The organism is Achromobacter sp. HNDS-1 (genome assembly GCF_040084795.1).
Taxonomy (GTDB): domain Bacteria; phylum Pseudomonadota; class Gammaproteobacteria; order Burkholderiales; family Burkholderiaceae_B; genus Achromobacter; species Achromobacter ruhlandii.
In genome coordinates this window covers 1,295,463-1,315,460 of sequence record NZ_CP157584.1, presented here as the reverse complement: position 1 = coordinate 1,315,460, position 19,998 = coordinate 1,295,463, and the positions used below count along the sequence as shown (strand labels likewise).

18 protein-coding genes are annotated in these 19,998 nt (G+C 68.2%); 13 read left to right on the top strand and 5 right to left on the bottom strand.

Going from position 1 to position 19,998, the window contains the following annotated elements; genetic code table 11:
• Positions 1–37 precede the first annotated feature (37 nt).
• From ABFG95_RS05730 to ABFG95_RS05705, 6 genes are all read left to right on the top strand, one after another.
• Complete coding sequence (locus ABFG95_RS05730; protein WP_278992748.1) at positions 38–1,357, top strand: MFS transporter; 1,320 nt, start codon at positions 38–40, stop codon at positions 1,355–1,357.
• Positions 1,358–1,635: 278 nt separating this feature from the next.
• Positions 1,636–2,934, top strand: a complete 1,299-nt coding sequence (locus tag ABFG95_RS05725; protein WP_175146122.1) for an imelysin family protein — start codon at positions 1,636–1,638, stop codon at positions 2,932–2,934.
• Positions 2,931–4,484, top strand: a complete 1,554-nt coding sequence (locus tag ABFG95_RS05720; protein ID WP_278992746.1) for a di-heme oxidoredictase family protein — start codon at positions 2,931–2,933, stop codon at positions 4,482–4,484. Before ABFG95_RS05725 ends, ABFG95_RS05720 begins: the two co-directional genes overlap by 4 nt.
• Positions 4,484–5,572: an imelysin family protein gene (locus ABFG95_RS05715; RefSeq protein ID WP_278992745.1), complete on the top strand. Its 1,089-nt coding sequence runs from the start codon at positions 4,484–4,486 to the stop codon at positions 5,570–5,572. Before ABFG95_RS05720 ends, ABFG95_RS05715 begins: the two co-directional genes overlap by 1 nt.
• Before the next feature lie 10 nt (positions 5,573–5,582).
• A complete protein-coding gene (locus tag ABFG95_RS05710) occupies positions 5,583–6,758 on the top strand; it encodes a DUF1513 domain-containing protein (protein ID WP_348995558.1) in 1,176 nt (391 codons plus the stop codon).
• A 168-nt stretch (positions 6,759–6,926) separates the two neighbouring features.
• A complete protein-coding gene (locus ABFG95_RS05705) occupies positions 6,927–7,775 on the top strand; it encodes a mechanosensitive ion channel domain-containing protein (RefSeq protein WP_049072910.1) in 849 nt (282 codons plus the stop codon).
• Between the two features lie 85 nt (positions 7,776–7,860).
• Here the strand turns inward: ABFG95_RS05705 and ABFG95_RS05700 are convergent, their stop codons facing one another.
• Complete coding sequence (locus ABFG95_RS05700) at positions 7,861–8,622, bottom strand: IclR family transcriptional regulator C-terminal domain-containing protein (RefSeq protein ID WP_006386534.1); 762 nt, start codon at positions 8,620–8,622, stop codon at positions 7,861–7,863.
• Between the two features lie 161 nt (positions 8,623–8,783).
• Here ABFG95_RS05700 and ABFG95_RS05695 point away from each other — a divergent pair, with 161 nt between their 5' ends.
• A complete protein-coding gene (locus ABFG95_RS05695) occupies positions 8,784–9,773 on the top strand; it encodes a tripartite tricarboxylate transporter substrate binding protein (RefSeq protein WP_054417222.1) in 990 nt (329 codons plus the stop codon).
• A gap of 69 nt (positions 9,774–9,842) precedes the next feature.
• Here ABFG95_RS05695 and ABFG95_RS05690 read toward each other — a convergent pair whose 3' ends face one another.
• Positions 9,843–10,634 carry an RNA methyltransferase gene (locus tag ABFG95_RS05690; protein WP_116791917.1) on the bottom strand — a complete coding sequence of 264 codons (792 nt, stop codon included), beginning with the start codon at positions 10,632–10,634 and terminating at the stop codon, positions 9,843–9,845.
• Between the two features lie 119 nt (positions 10,635–10,753).
• Between ABFG95_RS05690 and ABFG95_RS05685 the strand changes: the two genes are divergently transcribed.
• From ABFG95_RS05685 to ABFG95_RS05675, 3 genes are all read left to right on the top strand, one after another.
• Positions 10,754–11,539 (top strand): inositol monophosphatase family protein, encoded by a 786-nt coding sequence (locus ABFG95_RS05685; RefSeq protein ID WP_049072914.1) that lies wholly within the window; start codon positions 10,754–10,756, stop codon positions 11,537–11,539.
• A 192-nt stretch (positions 11,540–11,731) separates the two neighbouring features.
• Positions 11,732–13,315 (top strand): TerC family protein, encoded by a 1,584-nt coding sequence (locus ABFG95_RS05680; RefSeq protein ID WP_059271936.1) that lies wholly within the window; start codon positions 11,732–11,734, stop codon positions 13,313–13,315.
• Between the two features lie 25 nt (positions 13,316–13,340).
• Positions 13,341–14,204 carry an undecaprenyl-diphosphate phosphatase gene (locus tag ABFG95_RS05675; RefSeq protein ID WP_049072916.1) on the top strand — a complete coding sequence of 288 codons (864 nt, stop codon included), beginning with the start codon at positions 13,341–13,343 and terminating at the stop codon, positions 14,202–14,204.
• 90 nt (positions 14,205–14,294) lie between these two features.
• On the opposite strand, the gene ABFG95_RS05670 is transcribed toward ABFG95_RS05675, so the two are convergent.
• The 3 genes from ABFG95_RS05670 to ABFG95_RS05660 form a co-directional block, all read right to left on the bottom strand.
• A complete protein-coding gene (locus ABFG95_RS05670; RefSeq protein ID WP_059271935.1) occupies positions 14,295–15,068 on the bottom strand; it encodes a UDP-2,3-diacylglucosamine diphosphatase in 774 nt (257 codons plus the stop codon).
• On the bottom strand, positions 15,061–15,570 hold the full coding sequence (locus ABFG95_RS05665; RefSeq protein WP_049072918.1) for a peptidylprolyl isomerase: 510 nt from the start codon (positions 15,568–15,570) through the stop codon (positions 15,061–15,063). Before ABFG95_RS05665 ends, ABFG95_RS05670 begins: the two co-directional genes overlap by 8 nt.
• Positions 15,571–15,701: 131 nt before the next feature.
• Positions 15,702–16,385 (bottom strand): tetratricopeptide repeat protein, encoded by a 684-nt coding sequence (locus ABFG95_RS05660; protein ID WP_049072919.1) that lies wholly within the window; start codon positions 16,383–16,385, stop codon positions 15,702–15,704.
• A 455-nt stretch (positions 16,386–16,840) separates the two neighbouring features.
• Here ABFG95_RS05660 and cysS point away from each other — a divergent pair, with 455 nt between their 5' ends.
• Genes cysS through ABFG95_RS05645 form a run of 3 tightly spaced genes read left to right on the top strand, consistent with a single transcriptional unit; the run spans position 16,841 to position 19,962 of the window.
• On the top strand, positions 16,841–18,295 hold the full coding sequence (gene cysS, locus ABFG95_RS05655) for a cysteine--tRNA ligase (RefSeq protein WP_059271932.1): 1,455 nt from the start codon (positions 16,841–16,843) through the stop codon (positions 18,293–18,295).
• A 20-nt stretch (positions 18,296–18,315) separates the two neighbouring features.
• Entirely contained in the window at positions 18,316–18,960 is a 645-nt protein-coding gene (locus ABFG95_RS05650) for a DNA-3-methyladenine glycosylase (protein WP_006386554.1), read from the top strand.
• A gap of 36 nt (positions 18,961–18,996) precedes the next feature.
• The gene (locus ABFG95_RS05645; RefSeq protein WP_049072921.1) at positions 18,997–19,962 is read left to right on the top strand and encodes an acetyl-CoA carboxylase carboxyltransferase subunit alpha; all 966 of its coding nucleotides are present in this window, start codon (positions 18,997–18,999) and stop codon (positions 19,960–19,962) included.
• The last annotated feature ends 36 nt before the right edge of the window (positions 19,963–19,998 follow it).

Below are 19,998 nucleotides of genomic sequence, written 5' to 3'. Positions count from 1 at the left end.
GCGCCGTCCACACACATCACGAACATGGGGAATCACAATGGCTGAAAACACCTTGCGCGCGCCGGCGGCCGCCCACGGCGGCGCGTCGCCGGACAAGATGAAGAAGCTGGCCATGGCCAGCTCCGTCGGCACCACGCTGGAGTGGTACGACTTCACGATCTACAACCTGATGGCGGCGCTGGTGTTCAACGCCATCTTCTTCCCGTCGTTCGACCCGCTGACGGGCACCATCCTGGCGTTCTCGACCTATGCCGTGGGCTACGTCTCGCGGCCGCTGGGCGGCTTCGTCTTCGGCCACCTGGGCGACCGCCTGGGGCGCAAGTTCGTGCTGGTTGCCACGCTGGTGATCATGGGCGTGTCGACCGGCCTGATGGGCATGCTGCCCACCTATGCCAGCTGGGGCGTGTGGGCGCCGGTGGCATTGGTGGCGCTGCGCTTCATCCAGGGCGTGGCGCTGGGCGGCGAATGGGCCGGCGCGGTGCTGCTGTCGATGGAACACGGCAAGCCCGACCAGCGCGGCCGCAATGCGTCCTTCACGCAGGTCGGGCCGTCGTGCGGCACGCTGATCGGCACCGGCTTCATCGCGCTGATCTCGCTGTGGCTCACGCCCGAGGAATTCCAGGCCTGGGGCTGGCGCGTGCCGTTCATGTCGAGCGTGGCGCTGGTGCTGTTCGGCCTGTGGCTGCGCCGCGGCGTCGAGGAAACGCCGGTGTTCCTGGAAATGGAACAGAAGCGCGAAACCGCCAGCACCCCGATCAAGGAAGTGCTGGTGCAGCACTGGCGCCAGCTGCTGGTGGCCGGCGGCTCGCGCATCGGTTCGGACGTGCTGTACGCGCTGGTGGTGGTGTTCACGCTGACCTACGTGACCACCGTGCTGCACCTGTCGCGGCCGCTGGCGCTGGGCGCGACCATGCTGGGCGCGGCGCTCAACGCCATCGCCGTGCCGCTGTGCGGTCATCTGTCGGACAAGATCGGGCGCCGTCCGGTGTACGTGGCCGGCGCGCTGCTGGGCATGATCTGGGCCTTCGTGTTCTTCACGCTGATGGACACCGCGCATCCCATCGCGATCTGCGCCGCCGTGGTGGTGGGCCTGCTGATCCACGCGATGATGTACGGCCCGCAGGCCGCCTTCATCACCGAGCAGTTCCCGGGGCGGGTGCGCTACGCCGGGTCGTCGCTGGCCTACACGCTGGCCGGCATCGTCGGCGGGGGCTTCGCGCCGCTGATCATCGCCAGCCTGTTCAAGTCGTGGAGTTCGACCGTGGCGGTGTCGCTGTACGTGGCCGCCGCGCTGGTCGTGACCGCCATCTCGGTGCTGGCCGCCAGGGAGACCGCCAAGGCGCCGCTGCAACGCTGAACGCGGGGCCGGCCAGGCCGGCTTCCCCCGCCTGCGCCCGGGCTTGCCCGGGCTTTTTTGCGTCCGTTCCGCGCGCGGCTGTCTGATGGCCGCTGCGGCCGCGAGGCCGGGAAGCGGCGGGGCGGGGCGCGTTTTCATGCCTTTTTATTCGGAAAAACGTCAGGTAGCTGACTTTATTCTGAATAACAAACGAAAATTGTTTACACTCGCATCCACAAAATTCAAGTGTGGACGGAGCCGCCGCGGGGCGGATTTCGTCCAAGTTACGGGAGAAAGTGATGCGCAAGTTGTTGTTGGGGGCGGCGCTGGCCGTCGCGGCATTCGGGGGGGCGGTTCACGCCGCCACGCAGCCCAAGGCCGTGGTGACGAATTATTCGGACCTGGCGCTGGCCGGCTATGAAGACGCGCTGACCTCCGCCAAGACGCTGCGCGAAGCCATCAACGCCCTGGTCGCCAGGCCCAGCGCGGACACGCTCAAGGCCGCCCGCCAGGCCTGGCTGGACGCGCGCGTGCCGTACCAGCAGACCGAGGCGTTCCGCTTCGGCAACCCGATCGTCGATGACTGGGAAGGGCGCGTGAATGCCTGGCCGCTGGATGAAGGCCTGATCGACTACGTCGACGCCTCCTATGGCACCGAGAACGACGAGAACGCCTACTACGCGGTCAACGTCATCGCCAATTCCAGGATCTCGGTGGGCGGCAAGACCGTCGATGTCAGCGAGATCACGCCCAAGCTGCTGTCCGAGGTGCTGCACGAGGCCGATGGCAACGAGGCCAACGTGGCCACCGGCTACCACGCCATCGAATTCCTGCTGTGGGGCCAGGACCTGAACGGCACCGGCCCGGCGCCGGCCGACCGCAAGGGCACGCCGCAGGAACGCCACGCGGGCAACCGTCCGCACACCGACTACGACGTCAAGCAGTGCACCGGCGGCAACTGCGAACGCCGCATCGCCTACCTGAAGGCCGTGACCGACCTGCTGGTGACCGACCTGGAAGAGATGGTCGGCAACTGGAAGAAGGACGGCGCCGCGCGCAAGGCCGTGGAAGAAGATCCCAAGGCCGGCCTGGTGGCGATGCTGACCGGCGTGGGCAGCCTGTCGTACGGCGAACTGGCCGGCGAGCGCATGAAGCTCGGCCTGATGCTGCACGATCCCGAGGAAGAGCATGACTGCTTCTCGGACAACACCCACAACTCGCACTTCTACAACCAGATCGGCATCCGCAACGTCTACCTGGGCACGTACACCCGCGTCGACGGCAAGCAGGTGGCGGGCGCCAGCCTGTCGGAACTGGTCAAGGCGCGCGATCCCAAGCTGGACGCCGAAGTGCGCGCCAAGCTGGACGCCACCGTGGCCGCGATGCAGGCCATGAAGACCCGCGCCGAGACGGTCGAGACCTACGACCAGATGATCGCGGACGGCAACAAGGAAGGCAACGCGGTGGTGCAGGCCGCCATCGACCGCCTGGTCGACCAGACCCGCAGCCTGGAGCGCGTGATCGCGCTGCTGGACCTGGGCAAGGTCGCCATCGAAGGTTCCGACAGCCTGGACAAACCCGACGCCGTATTCAAGTGAAGCTCGTATTCGCCGCCGTACTGGCGGCGTCGGCCCATGCCGGCGTCGCCGCCGCTCCCACCGCGCCCACTGCTCCCACCGCGCCCACTGCTCCCACCGCGCCCGCCGGGCGCGACGACCTGAGCGCCGAGGACCTCAAGCGGGTGCTCGCCATCACCGCGCCGACCCGTGATTTCTCCAAGGCCGAAACCTTCGAGACCATGCAGGCGGGCGCCACCACCACCAACAAGCTCATTAACGCCGACATTTTTTCGCAGCCGTCGGCCAACATGAGCTTCGAGCGGCGCCAGGAATTCCAGGTCGGGAACGGCCTGTTCCGCAAGGACTGGGTCTCCGCGCCGGCCTCCACGCAGGCCTCCGACGGCCTCGGTCCGCTGTTCAACGCGCGGTCCTGCCAGGCCTGTCATACCAAGGACGGGCGCGGCTCGGTGCCGGGCTTCGATCCGCTGGAGCGTCCCGACGCCGTGGCATTGCTGCTGCGCCTGGCGGTGCCCGAAGGCCCGGACCGCGGCCATCCGCGCCTGGCGCCGGGCGAGATCGCGCTGCTGCCCGAGCCCGTCTATGGCGTGCAGTTGCAGAACTTCGCGGTGGCCGGCCTGCCGGCCGAAGGCCGCATGGAAATCGAATACACCCCGGTCACCATCAAGCTCAATGGCGGCGAGACCGCCACGCTGATGAAGCCGGCCTACCGCATCGACAACCTGGGCTACGGCCCGATGCGCAAGGACACGCAGATCTCGCCGCGGCTGGCGCCGCCGATGATCGGCCTGGGCCTGCTGGAATCGATCCACGAGGCCGACATCCTCGCCAACATCGGCGCCGACAAGCGCGATGGCATCGTCGGCAAGGCCAACTGGGTCACCGACGCGCGCACCGGCCAGCGCGCGCTGGGCCGCTTCAACCTGAAGGCCGGCCAGCCCACCGTGGAGCAACAGAGCGCCGCCGCGTTCTCCAACGACATGGGGCTGTCGACGCCGCTGTTCCCCAACCACTACGGCGACTGTACGCCGGCGCAGCCCCAGTGCCTGCAGATGCCGCACGGCGCGCAGCCGCGCTTCGGGCCGGAGGAAGTGCCAGCCAAGCTGATGGACTTCGTCACCACCTACTCGACCAACCTGGCGGTGCCGCAGCGGCGCGATGCCGACGACGCCCGCGTGCTGGCCGGCAAGAAACTGTTCTACGAGGCCAACTGCGTGGCCTGCCACGTGCCCAAGTACGTCACCAGCCGCAACGCGAAGCAGGCCGAGCATCGCTTCCAGCTGATCTGGCCGTACACCGACATGCTGGTGCACGACATGGGCGATGACCTGGCCGACGGCGTGTCCGATGGTTCCGCCAACGGCCGCGAATGGCGCACCCCGCCGCTGTGGGGCATCGGCCTGACCAGGACCGTCAATCCCACCGCCACCTGGCTGCACGACGGCCGCGCCCGCACGCTGCTGGAGGCGGTGCTGTGGCATGGCGGCGCGGGCCAGCCGGCGCGCGACCGCGTGGTGGCGATGACGCCCGAAGAACGCGCCGACCTGATCCGTTTCCTGGAGTCGCTGTGATGGCTATCCTCGTTGCACGCTGGCGCGCGCCGGCCCTGGCCGCCGCGCTGGCGCTGGCCTGGCCGCTGGCCGCCGGCGCCGAATTGCCCGCCGACCTGGGCGAGCGCCTGGCGCACGGCTACGCGCGGCCGGCCGCCGCCGGCATGGTCGCCGCCGCGACCGATCTGGACGACGCGCTCGGCCAGTGGTGCGGCAAGCCGGATGCGGCTGGCGCCAAGCGGGTGCAAGCGGCATTTGCCGACCTGGCGCTGGCGTGGGCGCGGCTCGAACCGCTGCGCTTCGGGCCGTTGGTTCAGGCCAACCGCTACGAGCGCCTGGCGTTCTGGCCCGACACGCGCGGCGTGATGCCGCGCCAGGTGCAGGCCGTGATCGCGGCGCAGGATGCCGACCTGCTCAAGCCGGGCGCGCTGGCCGGCCGCAGCGTCGCGGTGCAGGGGCTGCCGGCATTGGAATTCGTGCTGTATGGAGAGCCGGCGTTGCTGGCGCAGCAAGGCACGCCCACCTTTGCCTACGCTTGCGGCTACGCCCGGGCCGTGTCGGGCAACGTCGCCGCGATCTCGCGCGACGTGGCGCAGGCCTGGGATGCCAAGGCCGACTTTGGCCGCCAGTTCGCGCAGCCGCGGGCGGGCAATGATCTGTACCGCGATCCGCAGGAGGTGGCGGCCGAAGCCATGAAGGCGCTGTCCACCGGGCTGCAGTTCGCGCGCGACGTGAAGCTGCTGCCGGTGCTGGGCGATTCGGCCGACGGCGCCCGGCCCCGGCGCGCCGCGTTCTGGCGCAGCGGGCTGTCGACGCGCACGCTGGCCGCCGGCCTGGAGGGCCTGGCGGCGTTCTATCAGGCGGGCGGCTATGCCTTGCCCAAGGGCGAGGACTGGATGGCGGGCGCGGTGCTGGCCGAAGTGGGCAACGCGGCGCGCGCGCTGCGCGAGGCGCCGGCGCCGCTGGAGCGGGCGCTGGGCGATGCCGAAGGGCGCCGCCTGCTGGGCCTGGCGGCGTTGACACTGAAGAACGCCAAGGCCATCGTTGACCAGGACCTGGCGCCGGCGCTGGGCGTGACCATCGGCTTCAATGCGCTCGATGGCGACTGAGCGCGACCGCATGCTGACCGGCATTGCGGGCGATGCGCCGGCCGGCAATGGGCCGGCGCGCCCCGCGCGGCGCGATTTCCTGGCCTGGGGCGCGGGCGGCGCGCTGGGCGCGGCTCTCGGTTGGCCGCGGCCAGCGCTGGCCGCTCCCGGCGACGATGCGCAGGCGCGCTATCTGGCGGCGCGGCAGCGCGGCGGCCGCGACGAGACGGTGGTGCTCGATGGCGCCGGGCAGGACCGGCACGTGGTGCCGATGCCCGCGCGCGGCCACAGTTTCGCGATCGACGCGCCCGCCGAACGCGCCGTGGTGTTCGGCCGCCAGCCGGGCTTCTTCGCGCTGGCGTTCGACCTGCGCGGCGCCCGCCCGCCGCTCGAACTGCCCTTGCCGGAAGACCGCCATTTCTTCGGCCACGGCGCCTATTTCGACGGCGGCCGGCTGTTGGCCGCGACCGAGAACGATTTCGACGGCGGCCGTGGCGTGCTCGGCATCTACGATGCCACGCCGGGCGGCGGCTACCGCCGCATCGGCGAGTACGACAGCGGCGGCATCGGGCCGCACGAAGTGCTGTTGATGCCCGACGGCAAGACGCTGTGCGTGGCCAACGGCGGCATTCTGACCCATCCGGACTACGGCAAGCTCGAACTGAACCTGGACACCATGCGGCCGTCGCTGGCGTACCTGGACGCCGCCAGCGGCGCGCTGCTGGAGCGGGTCGAACTGGCGCCCGAGCTGCATCGCCTGTCGATCCGCCATCTCGCGCTGGCGGGCGATGGCAGCGTTTGGTTCGGCTGCCAATACATGGGACCGGCCGGCGACCGTCCGGCGCTGGTGGGGCGCCACCGGCGCGGCGCGCAGCCGGTGCTGTTCAGCGGGCCGGCGGACACGTTGCGCGCGATGCGCAACTACATCGGCTCGGTGGCGGCGGACGCGGCTGGCGCCGTGATCGCCACGTCCAGCCCGGTGGGCGGGCGGGTGTTGTACTGGGATGCCACCAGCGGCCGCTGCCTGGGCGAGACCCGCCTGGCCGATGGCTGCGGCGTGGCGCCGGCAGCGAACGCGGGCTTTCTGGTCAGCAGCGGCCTGGGCGCCATGGTGCGCACCGATGCGGCGGGCGGCGAGCGGCCGGTGCTGGCGCCGTCGCGCGAGCGTTCCTGGGACAACCATTTCCGCAAGGTCGCGGCCGCTTGAGGCGGCCACCGCCGCGCCCGCCCGGGCGAGGCGCCGCATGCGATGGCCAGCCGCGGCGAGCCTGGCGCCTTACAAAGCTTGACACACCGGCAGGGCGCGACGGCCCTTTCCGCAAGGCGCATCTGATAAAGTTTTCGGCTGTCTTTTTTGCATGAGGGAGCGACAACGATGGAAGACGCGTTGAAGGAATTCAATGCCTGGGCCCCCAGGCTGGTGGACCTGGGCATCAATCTGCTCGTGGCCTTGCTGATCCTGGTCATCGGCTGGTGGGTCTCGGCCTTGCTGGGCCGCTGGGTGCGGCGCATCGCCACCCGTTCCAGCAAGATCGATCCGACCATCGTGCCGATGTTCTACAGCACCGTGGTCTGGACGGTGCGCATCTTCACGCTGATCGCGGTGCTGGCACGCTTCGGGGTGCAGACCGCCAGCCTGATCGCCGTGCTCGGCGCCGCCGGCCTGGCCGTCGGCCTGGCGCTGCAGGGCACGCTGCAGAACATCGCGGCCGGCATCATGCTGCTGATCCTGCGTCCGGTACGCGCCGGCGAATACGTCGGCCTGAGCACGGGCGCGGAAGGCACGGTCGAAGAGGTCGGCCTGTTCCTGACGCGGCTGGTCCAGGTCGACGGCATCCACCTGACGCTGCCCAACAGCACGGTCTGGAACGCCACCATCACCAACTACAGCCGCAACAAGACGCGCCGCCTGGATATTCCCGTGCCGGTGCGCTATGGCGACGACCTGAACGCGGTGCTGGCCAAGCTGCAGGACATCGTCGCGGCCAATCCCAACGCGCTGAAGGAGCCGCAGCCGCTGGTGAAGGTGGTCGACTACAAGGAAAGCGGCGTGGTCGTGAACGTGCGCGTATGGGCCGAGGCGGCCAAGTACTGGGACCTGCGCTGGGGCCTGTACCAGGACATCCGCCTGTCGCTGGAGGCCGCGGGCTTCCAGGCGCCGATCCCGCTGCGCGAGATCCAGAATCCCAAGGCCAGCGAGCCCAAGGCTGGCGCCGCGGCCTGAGGGTACGGCCGGCAATAAAAAAGGGCGTCCCGGCCAATGGCGGGACGCCCTTTTCGCATGGCGCGGCGAGGGCCGCGTGGCGGGCTCAGGCCTGCACCGCGAGCCGCGCCAGTTCGGCCTTGATCCAGCCGGCGATCTCGCGCTGGCGCTGGGCGGGCATGCGGTCGATGATGGCCGTCACGCTGACCGCGAGCAGCGGCGCGCCATGGTTGTCGAGCAGGGCGCAGCCCACGCCCAGCGCGCCGCGCACGGCGTGGTTGCCCACCACCGAATAGCCGCGCGCGCGGGTGTTCTCGATCAGGCGGAACATTTCCTGCGGCGTCATGCCGCCGTATTCGTCGAGCCGGCTGGAGTTGCGTTCGACGATGCCGCGCGCCACGTCGTCGGGCAGCGCCGCCAGCAATGCCATGCCGCCCGAACCCACGCCCAGCGGCTGGCGCTTGCCGGCGTAGGTGGCCAGGATCTGCACCGGGTAGCTGCCGATCTCGCGATGCAGGCTGATGGAATCGTCCTCGTCGCGCACCACCAGGAACACGGCGTCGCCGGTGCGGTCGGCCAGGCGCCGCAGCACCGGCAGCAGCTGGCGCACGCGCGGATCGCGCGAGCGGGTGTCGGGGTCCACCGCCAGCTGGGCGCGGTATTTCTTGGTGCCCGTCACCGGCAGCACCAGGCCCGCGTCGAGCAGGGCCGCCAGCAGGCGATAGATGGTGGGACGCTGGATGCCCGTCAGGCGGGCGATATCGGTCACGCTGAGCCCGTCGGGCCCCTGGTCTCGCAGGGCGGCCAGAACGGCCAATCCGCGCCGCAATGTGCGGGGGCCTGCGGCCGCGGCATCGCTGTCTTGCATGCAACTCTCTGAAATCTTGGGGGTTATTGCGGAATGGTCAAGGGAAAACCATAGTCCGTAGCGTGGACTCTACCTTGATGCTCCGCTCGTGTATAGCTCAGAATGCAGCATCCAATAATTCAAATCGTCCATGTAATGGACAGTATCAGCACGGAGACTATATGATGACCGGTCAAAAGCCTGGACTGCGGCGTCTTGCCGCCACGCTACTGGCTACCGCCGCAAGCGCTTTCGCCATGGGTTCCGCCCAGGCCGCCTATCCCGATAAACCTGTCCGCATCGTGGTCGGCTTTTCCGCCGGCGGCACCACCGATGTGATCGCCCGCATCATGGCCAAGGAGCTGACCGAGGCCCTGGGCCAGTCGTTCGTGGTCGAGAACAAGCCGGGCGCCGGCAGCAACATCGCCACCGACCAGGTGCAGCGCGCCGCGCCGGACGGCTACACGCTGCTGTTCGTGGCGGTCACCAGCGCCATCAACCAGACGCTGTACAAGAATGTCACGTTCGACCTGACGAAGGACTTCACTCCCGTGGCGCTGGGCGCCAAGGTGCCGAACATCCTGGTGGTCAACCCGCAGGTGCCGGTCAAGACGGTGCAGGAACTGGTCGACTACGCCAAGAAAAACCCGGGCAAGCTGGCGTTTGCCTCGTCCGGCAGCGGCACCTCGATCCACATGGCCGGCGAGCTGTTCAAGATGCAGGCCGGCATCGACGTGCTGCACGTGCCCTACAAGGGCAGCGCCCCGGCCATCACCGACCTGATCGGCGGCCAGGTGCAGTTCATGTTCGACAACATGCCGTCGGCCTGGCCGCACGCCCAGTCGGGCAAGCTGCGCGCGCTGGCGGTGACCACGGCCGAGCGCTCCAAGAGCGCGCCGGACCTGCCCACCATGAAGGAAGCGGGCTTCGCCAACTTCGACGTGTCGTCGTGGTTCGGCCTGATCGCCCCGGCCGGCACGCCGCCCGAGGTGGTCAACAAGCTCAACGCCGCCATGGTCAAGGCGCTGGACAAGCCCGAAGTGCAGACCAGCTTCGAAAAGCTGGGCGCCGTGGGCGTCAAGACCACGCCGGCCGAGTTCGGCCAGTTCATCAAGTCGGAAGTGGAAGGCTGGGCGCCGGTGGTGAAGGCGTCGGGCGCCAAGGTCGACTGATCGCGCGCTTCGTGCCCCGGCGGGCCAACCGCCGGCGGCCGATGACAGGGGACGGGCCGATGCCCGTCCCTATTTTTTTGCGTCGCCGTCGCGGCGGGCCGTGGCCAGCATGGCGGTGCAGACCCCGCGCATCATGTCGACCTCGTCGCGGGTCAGGGCGACCCTGGAAAACAGGTGCCGCATGCGCGGCAGCAGCTTCTTGGGATGGGCCGGGTCCAGGAACCGCACGCCCACCAGCGCTTCTTCCCAGTGCGCCAGGAAGGCCTGCACCGCCTCGCCCGAGGCCGGCTCGGCGCCGCGCGAGGGCGCCTGCGCGGTCGAGGCCGGCAGCAACGGGGCGCCCTGGTCCACCAGCAGCGCGTAGCGCAGCTCCCAGGCCGCCAGTTGCAGCGCCTGGGCGACGTTCAGCGAGCTGTACTCGGGGTTGGCCGGAATGTGGCAGATGCGGTGGCACAGTCCGATCTGGTCATTGGTGAGACCGGCGCGCTCGGTGCCCAGCACGATGGCGGTGCAGCCCTCGGCGGTTTCGGCCAGATGGGCGCAGGCCAGGTCGGCGGCCTGGCGGATGTCGCAGGGCGGGGGGCCGAGGTCGCGCACCCGCGCGGTCAGGGCGAACGCCAGGGTCACGGGCGCCAGCGCCTCTTCCAGGGTATCGTAGATGCGCGCGTTTTCCAGCACGTCCAGGGCGCCGCTGGCCAGGGCCACGGCCTCCGGCTGGCTGGTGACATCGGCGAATTTGGGGCCCACCAGCACCAGTTCGGAGAAGCCCATGGTCTTGATCGCGCGGGCCGCCGAACCGACGTTTCCGGGGTGGCTGGGGTTCACCATGATGAAGCGAACGCGTGAAAATGCTTGAGTCATTTAAAATGGCACGTTTGGCTTAGTGCCTTCCTGGTTTTTTGAGCCGGTTTCCCCCTGTCGGGGGCGGCGGATCCGGGGGGGTGGCTAGCGGCCTACCCACCGCATACGTACGGAATTTTATGCACCCGATGCTCAACATCGCCATCAAGGCGGCCCGGCGTGCCGGCACCATCATCAACCGTGCCAGCATGGATTTGGAACGACTCAGCGTGGCTCGCAAGGGGCCGCGCGATTATGTCACGGAAGTCGATCGCGCCGCCGAGGAGTCCATCGTCGAGACGCTGCGCGCCGCCTATCCGGACCATGCCGTCCTGGGCGAGGAATTCGGCTTGCAGGGCCCCGACCAGGCCGAATTCCAGTGGATCATCGATCCGCTGGACGGCACCACCAACTTCATCCACGGCCTGCCCAACTACGCCGTGTCGATCGCGCTGACCCAGCGCGGCCAGGTCACGCAGGCGGTCATCTATGATCCCTCGCGCAACGAACTGTTCACCGCCAGCCGTGGCAGCGGCACCTTCCTGAACGACCGCCGCGTGCGCGTCTCGGGCCGCACCCGCTACCACGAGGCCCTGCTGGGCGCGCACTGGCCCAACTCGGGCGACCTTGAACAAGGCTCGCAGCGTTTCCGCGCCATGGCCGAAGGCAGCACCGGCGTGCGCCGCCTGGGCGCCACCGTGCTGGACCTGGCCTATGTCGCCTGCGGTCGCCTGGACGGCTTCTGCGGCGTGGGGCTGAAGCCCTGGGACCTGGCGGCCGGCAGCCTGATGGTGCTGGAAGCCGGCGGCCTGGTCGCCGACTTCGACGGCGAGCAAGGCTGGATGGACTCCGGCAACGTGCTGGCCGCCAGCCCGAAGATCTTCACGCAGATGCTGTCGGCGCTGAACCCGACGCCGGCGGCCTGACGCCCTGGCGCGATCCCGACGCGCTCCCGAAGCCGGCCCCCGTGGCCGGCTTTTTTTGCGCGTGTCACTTGCGCGGACCCGCGCGCGGCAAGCCTCCGGACAGTTCCGTAAGCCATCCGCACGACCCGTGTCACCGGCGTGTCACGCGTTTTCCGGGTACGATTACCGGTCGTGTAACTTCTGGAGCTCCTGATGGAGTGGCTGCTGGACCCCGCTGCGTGGGTCGGCTTGCTTACCCTGGTCGTCCTTGAGATCGTCCTGGGAATCGATAACCTGATTTTCATCGCCATTCTGGCGGACAAGCTGCCGCCGTCGCAACGCGACCGCGCGCGCATCCTTGGCCTGAGCCTGGCGCTTGTCATGCGGCTTGGCCTGCTGTCGGTCATGTCGTGGCTGGTCACCCTGACCACCCCCCTGTTTTCGATCGGACCGCTGTCGCCCTCGGGGCGCGACCTGATCCTGATGGCTGGCGGTTTCTTCCTGCTGTTCAAGGGCACCATGGAGTTGCACGAGCGGCTCGAGGGGGGGCAGCATGGCGGCTCCTCGGGGCCGCGCGTGTACGCCAGCTTCTGGGTCATCGTGACGCAGATCGTGGTGCTGGACGCGGTGTTCTCGCTGGACTCGGTCATCACCGCGGTCGGCATGGTGGACCACCTGGCCATCATGATGATCGCCGTGGTCATCGCCATCGGCATCATGCTGCTGGCCTCCAAGCCGCTGACGCGCTTTGTCAACGCCCATCCGACGGTGGTGGTGCTGTGCCTGGGCTTCCTGCTCATGATCGGCTTCTCGCTGCTGGCCGAGGCCTTCGGCTTCAAGGTGCCCAAGGGCTACCTGTACGCCGCCATCGGCTTCTCGGTGGCGATCGAGGCCCTGAACCAGGTGGCGCGCCGCAACCTGCTCAAGCTGGACGCGCGCCGGCCCATGCGCGAACGCACCGCCTCGGCGGTGCTGCGCATGCTGGGCAAGCGCCCGCCGGCCGACGAGCCCGACCTGCCCAGCGCCGACGGCCCTGCCATCCCGGCCTTCGGCGTCGAGGAGCGCAACATGGTCAGCGGCGTGCTGACGCTGGCCGAACGCTCGATCCGCTCGATCATGACGCCGCGCACCGACGTGTCGTGGATCAACATCGACGACGATCCCGAGACCATCCGGCGCCAGATCACCGAGGCGCCGCACAGCTTCTTCCCGGTCTGCCGCGGCTCGCTCGACGAGGTGCTGGGCATCGCCCGCGCCAAGGACCTGGTGGCCGACCTGATCACCGAGGGCCGGGTGCGCCGCAACCGCCTGCGCGACCCGATCATCGTGCACGAGTCCATCGGCATCCTGCGCCTGATGGACACCCTCAAGCGCTCGCGCGGCCAGCTGGTGCTGGTGGCGGACGAGTTCGGCGCCATCGAGGGCCTGGTGACGCCGATCGACGTGTTCGAGGCCATCGCCGGCGAATTCCCGGACGAGGACGAACTGCCCGACATCGTCGCCGACGGTCCCAACACCTGGAAGATCGACGGCGCGGCCGACCTGCACCACGTCGAGCAGGTGCTGGAAACCGAAGGCCTGGTCGACGACGCGCAGGACTTCTCCACCCTGGCCGGCTACCTGCTGTCGCGCTTCGGCCACCTGCCCAAGCCGGGCGACGTCTGCGAATACGAATTCCACCACGACCATTTCCGCTTCGAGGTGCTGGAAATGGACGGCCGCCGCATTGCCCTGGTGCGCGTCGAGAAGCGCGTGCCCGAGCCGCTGGACGAAGACGCCACGCTGACCAACGACTAGATGCCTTCAAGGAACCCTTGCCATCGTGACTGATACCACGCTCTATCTCATCAAGGCCTTCATCCTCGGCATCGTCGAGGGGCTGACCGAGTTCATCCCGGTGTCCAGCACCGGCCACCTGATCCTGATCGGCGACTGGCTCAACTTCGAATCCAGTCAGGGCAAGGTGTTCGAGGTGGTGATCCAGCTGGGCTCGATCCTGGCGGTGATGTGGATTTTCCGCGCGCGGCTGCTGCAGCTGATCCGCGGCACCCTCACCGGCGTGCCGAGCGAAGTGGCCTTCACCCGCAACCTGCTGATCGCCTTCCTGCCGGCGGCGGTCATCGGCGCCATCTTCATCAAGTCCATCAAGCAGGTGTTCTACCACCCCAGCGTGGTGGTGGTGACGCTGGTGCTGGGCGGCCTGATCATGCTGTACGTGGAACGCCGCACCCGCCATACCCCCGGCGATGTGCCGGGCGCGGCCGACGACACCGCCTCGGACGAGCGCGCCACCGCCCGCACCCTGGAACAGATCACCTGGAAGCAGGCGCTGGGTGTGGGCGTGGCGCAATGCCTGGCCATGATCCCCGGCACCTCGCGCTCCGGCGCCACCATCATCGGCGGCATGATCGCTGGCATCCAGCGCAAGACGGCCACCGAGTTCTCGTTCTTCCTGGCCATGCCGACCATGCTGGGCGCGGCCGTGTACGACATGTACAAGAACATGGACCTGCTGACCCAGCACGACCTGTCCGGTATCGCCGTGGGCTTCATCGCGGCATTCCTCAGCGCCATGGTGGTGGTGCGCGCGGTGTTGCGCTTCGTGGCCAACCACACCTATCGCGTGTTCGCCTGGTACCGGATCGTGTTCGGCGCGATCGTGGCGGCCTGGATCTTCACGCGCTGACGCCCGCGCCCCGCAAGCCGGGGGGCAAACAGAAAGGGCCGCGTAGGTGACGCGGCCCTTTGCTTTGCTCGGACAGGATGGGCGTATCGCCTAGGCGGCGGTTTCCAGGTCGTAGAACTGCAGCCCGTCACGGTCGATGACCAGCCAGCCGCCGCGCGGCGGCGAGGCGTGGTCACAGTCCCAGTCGGGCAGTACCCAGCGCTCGCGCTTCACGCCGTCGACCTCCAGCACGTGGCGGGCGGGGCGGTGCGTGTGGCCGTGCACCATCAGGGCCACGCCGCTGTCGCGGAAGGCCTGCTCGACGGCGCCGGCATTGACATCCATGATCTCCATGGACTTGCTCTGGTTGGCCATCTGGCTTTCGCCACGCGCCTGCTGCGCCATCGCCAGCCGCTCGGGGATGGTCTTGGCCAGGAACGCGGCCTGCCATTGCGGGTTGCGCACCATCTGGCGGAACTGCTGGTAGGCCGCGTCGTCGGTACAGAACTCGTCGCCGTGGGTCAGCAGCACATCGCCATGGTCGGTCTGCAACAGCGCCGGCTCGGGCAGCAGCCGGGCGCCGACGGCGCCGGCCAGTTCCTCGCCGATGAGAAAGTCGCGGTTGCCGCGGCCCAGCCACAGCGGAATGCGGCTGGCGGTGGTCCGCAGCGCGGTCAGCGCCGTGGCGAGCCACGGCGGCGCGGCGCGGATCACGTCGTCGCCGATCCAGGCGTCGAAGATGTCGCCCGGCAGCAGCAGGGCGGCGGCTTCTTCCTCGGCCGCCTGCAGGAAGGCCAGGAAGGCCTCCGCCGTGGCCGGCGTGGCCGGTCCCAGGTGCAGGTCGGAGGCCAGCCAGATCGGGCCGGACAGGGCGATCTTATTCAAGAACTTCGGCCTTCTCGATGATCACGTCTTCGTTCGGCACGTTCTGGTGGAAGCCCTTGTTGCCGGTCTTCACGCCCTTGATCTTGTCGACCACGTCGGTGCCTTCGGTGACGCTGCCGAACACGGCGTAGCCCCAGCCGTTCGGCGTGGGCGCGGTGAAGTTCAGGAAGTCGTTGTTGGCGACGTTGATGAAGAACTGGGCGGTGGCCGAGTGCGGGTCGCTGGTGCGGGCCATGGCCAGGGTGTACTTGTCGTTCTTCAGGCCGTTGTTGGCCTCGTTCTCGATCGGGGCATGGGTCTGCTTCTGCTTCATGCCGGGCTCGAAACCGCCGCCCTGGATCATGAAGCCGTCGATCACGCGATGAAACACCGTGCCGTTGTAGAAGCCTTCCTTGACGTAGGTCAGGAAGTTCTCGACGGTCTTGGGCGCCTTGGCGGCGTCCAGGGTGATGACCATGTCGCCTTGGTTGGTGTGAAGCTTGACGCGGGGATTGGTGCTCATGGCTTTTGTGCCTTCAGAGGTGGAGTTGGAGGGGGCGGCCGCGGGCGCGGCGCTGACGAGCGCCGGGGCAAACGCCAGCGCGAACGAGCACGCCGTCAGGCGCAGCAGGTGAAGAGGGGAGTAGCGGGACATCATTTGCGTTGCTTATCCTTCAGCATGGTTTCGACTTCGCGGGCCTTGTCCTGCATGCCGGGCACGCCTTCCTTGGCGGCCTGCTTGTAGGTGCGCAGGGCCTGCAGCAGTTGCAGGTCGCCCAGGTTGGCGCGCGCGGCGGCGTAGCCCGGGTCCGCGCGCAGGGCCATTTGCAGGGCGTCCTGCGCTTTTTCAAGTTCGCCCCGGCTGGCATATAGAGCCGCCAGGTTGTTCCAAGGTTCCGGCAGCTCGGGGAAGCGGGTCGTCATCTCGGTGTAGATGTCGATGGCCTCGGCCTTGCGGTCGAGCTGGGCCAGGGCGCGCGCATGCTGGAACATCAGCTGCACGTCGGTGCCGCGCTGGTCCTTGATCTCGGCCTCGCGCTTTTCGATCATCGCCAGGGCTTCGGCGTTCTCGCCGCGGTTCAGCAGGCGTTCGATGTGCGTGGTGATCTGCGAGGCGGACGGTTGCAGGCGGGTGTCCACGCTGGGCTGCATCGACTTGAGCACGTTGGACAGGCCGTCCCAGCCGCCCTCGGGCGGAATCGGGTCCAGGGTGGTGCGATTGGCATTCGGGTTCTCGCCCGAACCGCCGGCCATGGACTGGGCATGGGCGCCGGCCAGCGGCGAACCGGCCAGTGCCAGGGCGAGCAGGGTGACGCAAAAACGCGGCTTGATAGTCACGTGGGCATCCGTTAAAAGTCGTGGCCGGCCGGCGCTGACGCGCGCGGCCGGGCCGCTTGCTATACTTGACGACCGCCATTTTAGCCTTGGTTGAGTTTTTGGCTCGACAATAGGTGAAGCCAGTGGGTAAAACCATCGGGTGCCCGTGGGGGAGGCCTGTTTGGGAAGCCCGTTTGGGAAGCCCATTTGGGAAGCCCATTTGGGACGCCCATTTGGGCAGTCCATTTGGGCCGCCTGAGGGAAGCCTCAGGGAAGCCCATGTTGGAAGCCCCGAGGGCTAGCCTGCTGGTGAAATTTGGACGCCGGGGAGGGGTTCCTGGATCCACGCAAACTGGATGACGCGAACCCGGGCATAGCCCGAACCACCCGGTCGGACGGCAAGCCTCGAAGGTATCGTCCTTCGGGCGCAACGTTTCCGCGGCCGCCACGGAAAGAACAGGACCATCACAAGCGCCATGCTGCAAATCTACAACACGTTATCGCGTACCAAAGAACCGTTCAAACCGGCCCAGGCCGGCCAGGTGCGCATGTACGTGTGTGGCATGACCGTGTACGACTTCTGCCACCTGGGACACGCCCGCATGCTGGTGTCCTTCGACGTGGTGCAGCGCTGGCTGCGCGCCAGCGGCCTGGCGGTCGACTACGTGCGCAATATCACCGACATCGACGACAAGATCATCCGCCGCGCGGTCGAGACCGGCCGCCGCATCGGCGAAGTCACCGAGTTCTACATCGACGCCATGCACGCCGACGAACGCGCGCTGGGCGTCGAAACGCCCGACCGCGAGCCGCGCGCCACCGAGTACGTGGGCGAGATGCTGGACATCATCGGCAAGCTCGAGCAGAAGGGCCTGGCCTACCAGGCCGACGACGGCGACGTGAACTACGCCGTGCGCGGTTTCGAAGGCTACGGCAAGCTGTCCGGCAAGACCCTGGACGACCTGCGCGCTGGCGAGCGCGTGGCGGTGGGCTCGGCCAAGCGCGACCCGCTCGACTTCGTGCTGTGGAAGTCGGCCAAGGAAGAAGAACCGGCCGACACCAAGTGGGAATCGCCCTATGGGCTGGGCCGTCCGGGCTGGCACATCGAGTGCTCGGCCATGAGCAAGTCGCTGCTCGGCCTGCCGCTGGACATCCATGGCGGCGGCCCCGACCTGAAATTCCCGCACCACGAGAACGAGATCGCCCAGACCGAGGGCGCCTTCGGCGGCGTGCTGGCCAACATCTGGATGCATTGCGGCCCGCTGATGGTCGATTCGGACAAGATGTCCAAGTCGCTCGGCAACTTCCGCACCATCCGCCAGACCATCGCCCAGGGCGAACCGGCCGCCGACGCGGCCCATTACCGCGTCAACGTGCGCGAGGCGGAGATGGTGCGCTTCTTCATCGTGCGCAACCACTACCGCAGCCCGCAGAACTACACGCCCGACAACCTGGTCGACGCCCAGAACGCGCTCGACCGCCTGTACCAGGCGCTGCAGAACGTGCCGGCCGACGACCAGGGCATCGACTGGAACGAGCCGCAGGCGCAGGCCTTCAAGGCCGCCATGGACGACGATTTCAACAGCTCGGGCGCCGTGGCGGCCCTGTTCGAACTGGCCTCCGAGGCCAATCGCGGCAAGAGCGCCCGCAGCGCCGGCCAGCTCAAGGCCCTGGGCGGCCTGCTGGGCCTGCTCCAGCAGGATCCGGCGACCTACTTCCAGTCGGCCACGCGTTATTCGGCTGCCGGCATGGGGCAGGGCGCGCGCCCCGAACTGGACGCCGCCGCGATCCAGGCCCGGATCGACGCCCGCGCCGCCGCCAAGGCCGCGCGCGACTTCGCCCAGGCCGATCGCATCCGCGCCGAGCTGCGCGAAGCCGGTATCGAGCTCGATGACAAGCCGGGCGGCCTGACGCAGTGGCGTCGGGCGTGAACCCCCTGGATACGCCCGCCATGTCCCCCGTAGATACCGAGATTCCCAAGCCGGATTATTGGGAAGCCGCCGTCGCCCACCTGATGCGGCGCGACCGCATTCTGAAAAAGATCATTCCCCAGCACCCCGAGGTCTGGCTGACGTCGCGCGGTACGCCGTTCGTGACGCTGGCCCGCGCCATCATCGGCCAGCAGGTCTCGGCCAAGGCGGCCGACGCCGTCTGGGACAAGTTCCTGGAAGCCGCCGGCAAGCGTCCCACGCCGGTGGCGGTGCTGCGCGTCGGCCTGGAAGGCCTGCGCGCGGCCGGCCTGTCGCAGCGCAAGGCCGAATACGTGCTGGATCTGGCGGTGCATTTCGGCGAACGCCGGGTGCACCCCGAAAAATGGGCGGCCATGGACGACGAGGCCGTCATTTCGGAATTGACCGCCATCCGCGGCATCGGACGCTGGACGGCGGAGATGTTTTTGATTTTCAATCTGCAGCGGCCCGATGTTCTGCCGCTGGATGATCCTGGGTTGCTCAAGGCAATCTCGCTACACTATTTCAGCGGCGAGCCTGTCTCGCGCTTCGAGGCTCGCGAAGTCTCGTTGGCGTGGCAACCCTGGCGTACCGTGGCAACCTGGTATCTGTGGCGCAGTCTGGAACCGACGCCGGTCCAATACTGACGCAATCCAGGTCGCCCATCTACGGAACCACACTACATGCGCAATACATTTCTGGAATTTGAACAGCCGCTCGCCGAGCTTGAGAACAAGATCGAGCAGCTGCGCTATGTGCAGGCCGATTCGGCGGTGGACATCTCCGACGAGATCGGACGTCTGCAGCAGAAGAGCCAGTCGCTGGCCAAGGAAATCTACGCCAAGCTCACGCCTTGGCAGACGGCGCTGGTCGCGCGCCACCCCCAGCGCCCCTACACGCTGGACTACGTGCGCGAGATCTTCACCGACTTCCACGAGCTGCACGGCGACCGCATGTACGCCGATGACCAGTCCATCGTGGGCGGCCTGGCGCGCTTCAATGGCACGCCCTGCATGGTGATCGGCCACCAGAAGGGCCGCGACACCAAGGAACGCGCGGCGCGCAACTTCGGCATGCCGCGTCCGGAAGGCTACCGCAAGGCCCTGCGCCTGATGCGCCTGGCCGAAAAGTTCGGCATTCCCGTGTTCACCTTCGTCGACACCCCGGGCGCCTATCCCGGCATCGGCGCCGAGGAACGCGGCCAGTCCGAGGCCATCGGCCACAACCTGTACGCCATGGCCGAACTGAAGGTGCCTGTGATCGTCACCATCATCGGCGAAGGCGGCTCGGGCGGCGCGCTGGCGATCGCCGTGGGCAACACCGTGCTGATGCTGCAGTACGCCACCTACGCGGTGATTTCGCCCGAGGGCTGCGCCTCGATCCTGTGGCGCAGCGCCGACAAGGCGCCCGAGGCCGCCGAGGCGCTGGCCATCATCGCCCCGCGCCTGAAGGACCTGGGCCTGGTCGACCGCGTCATCAATGAACCCGTGGGCGGCGCGCACCGCGACCCGCGCGTCATGGCGCGCCTGCTGCGCCGCGCGCTGGGCGATGCCCTGCGCCAGCTGCAGGGCATGACACCCGAGCAACTGGTGGAACAGCGGGTGCAACGCCTGCTGTCCTACGGCGCCTTCCAGGAAGTGCGCGCCTGAGCGAAGCGCGCGCGCCGGCCTTGGCCGGCGCCGCGG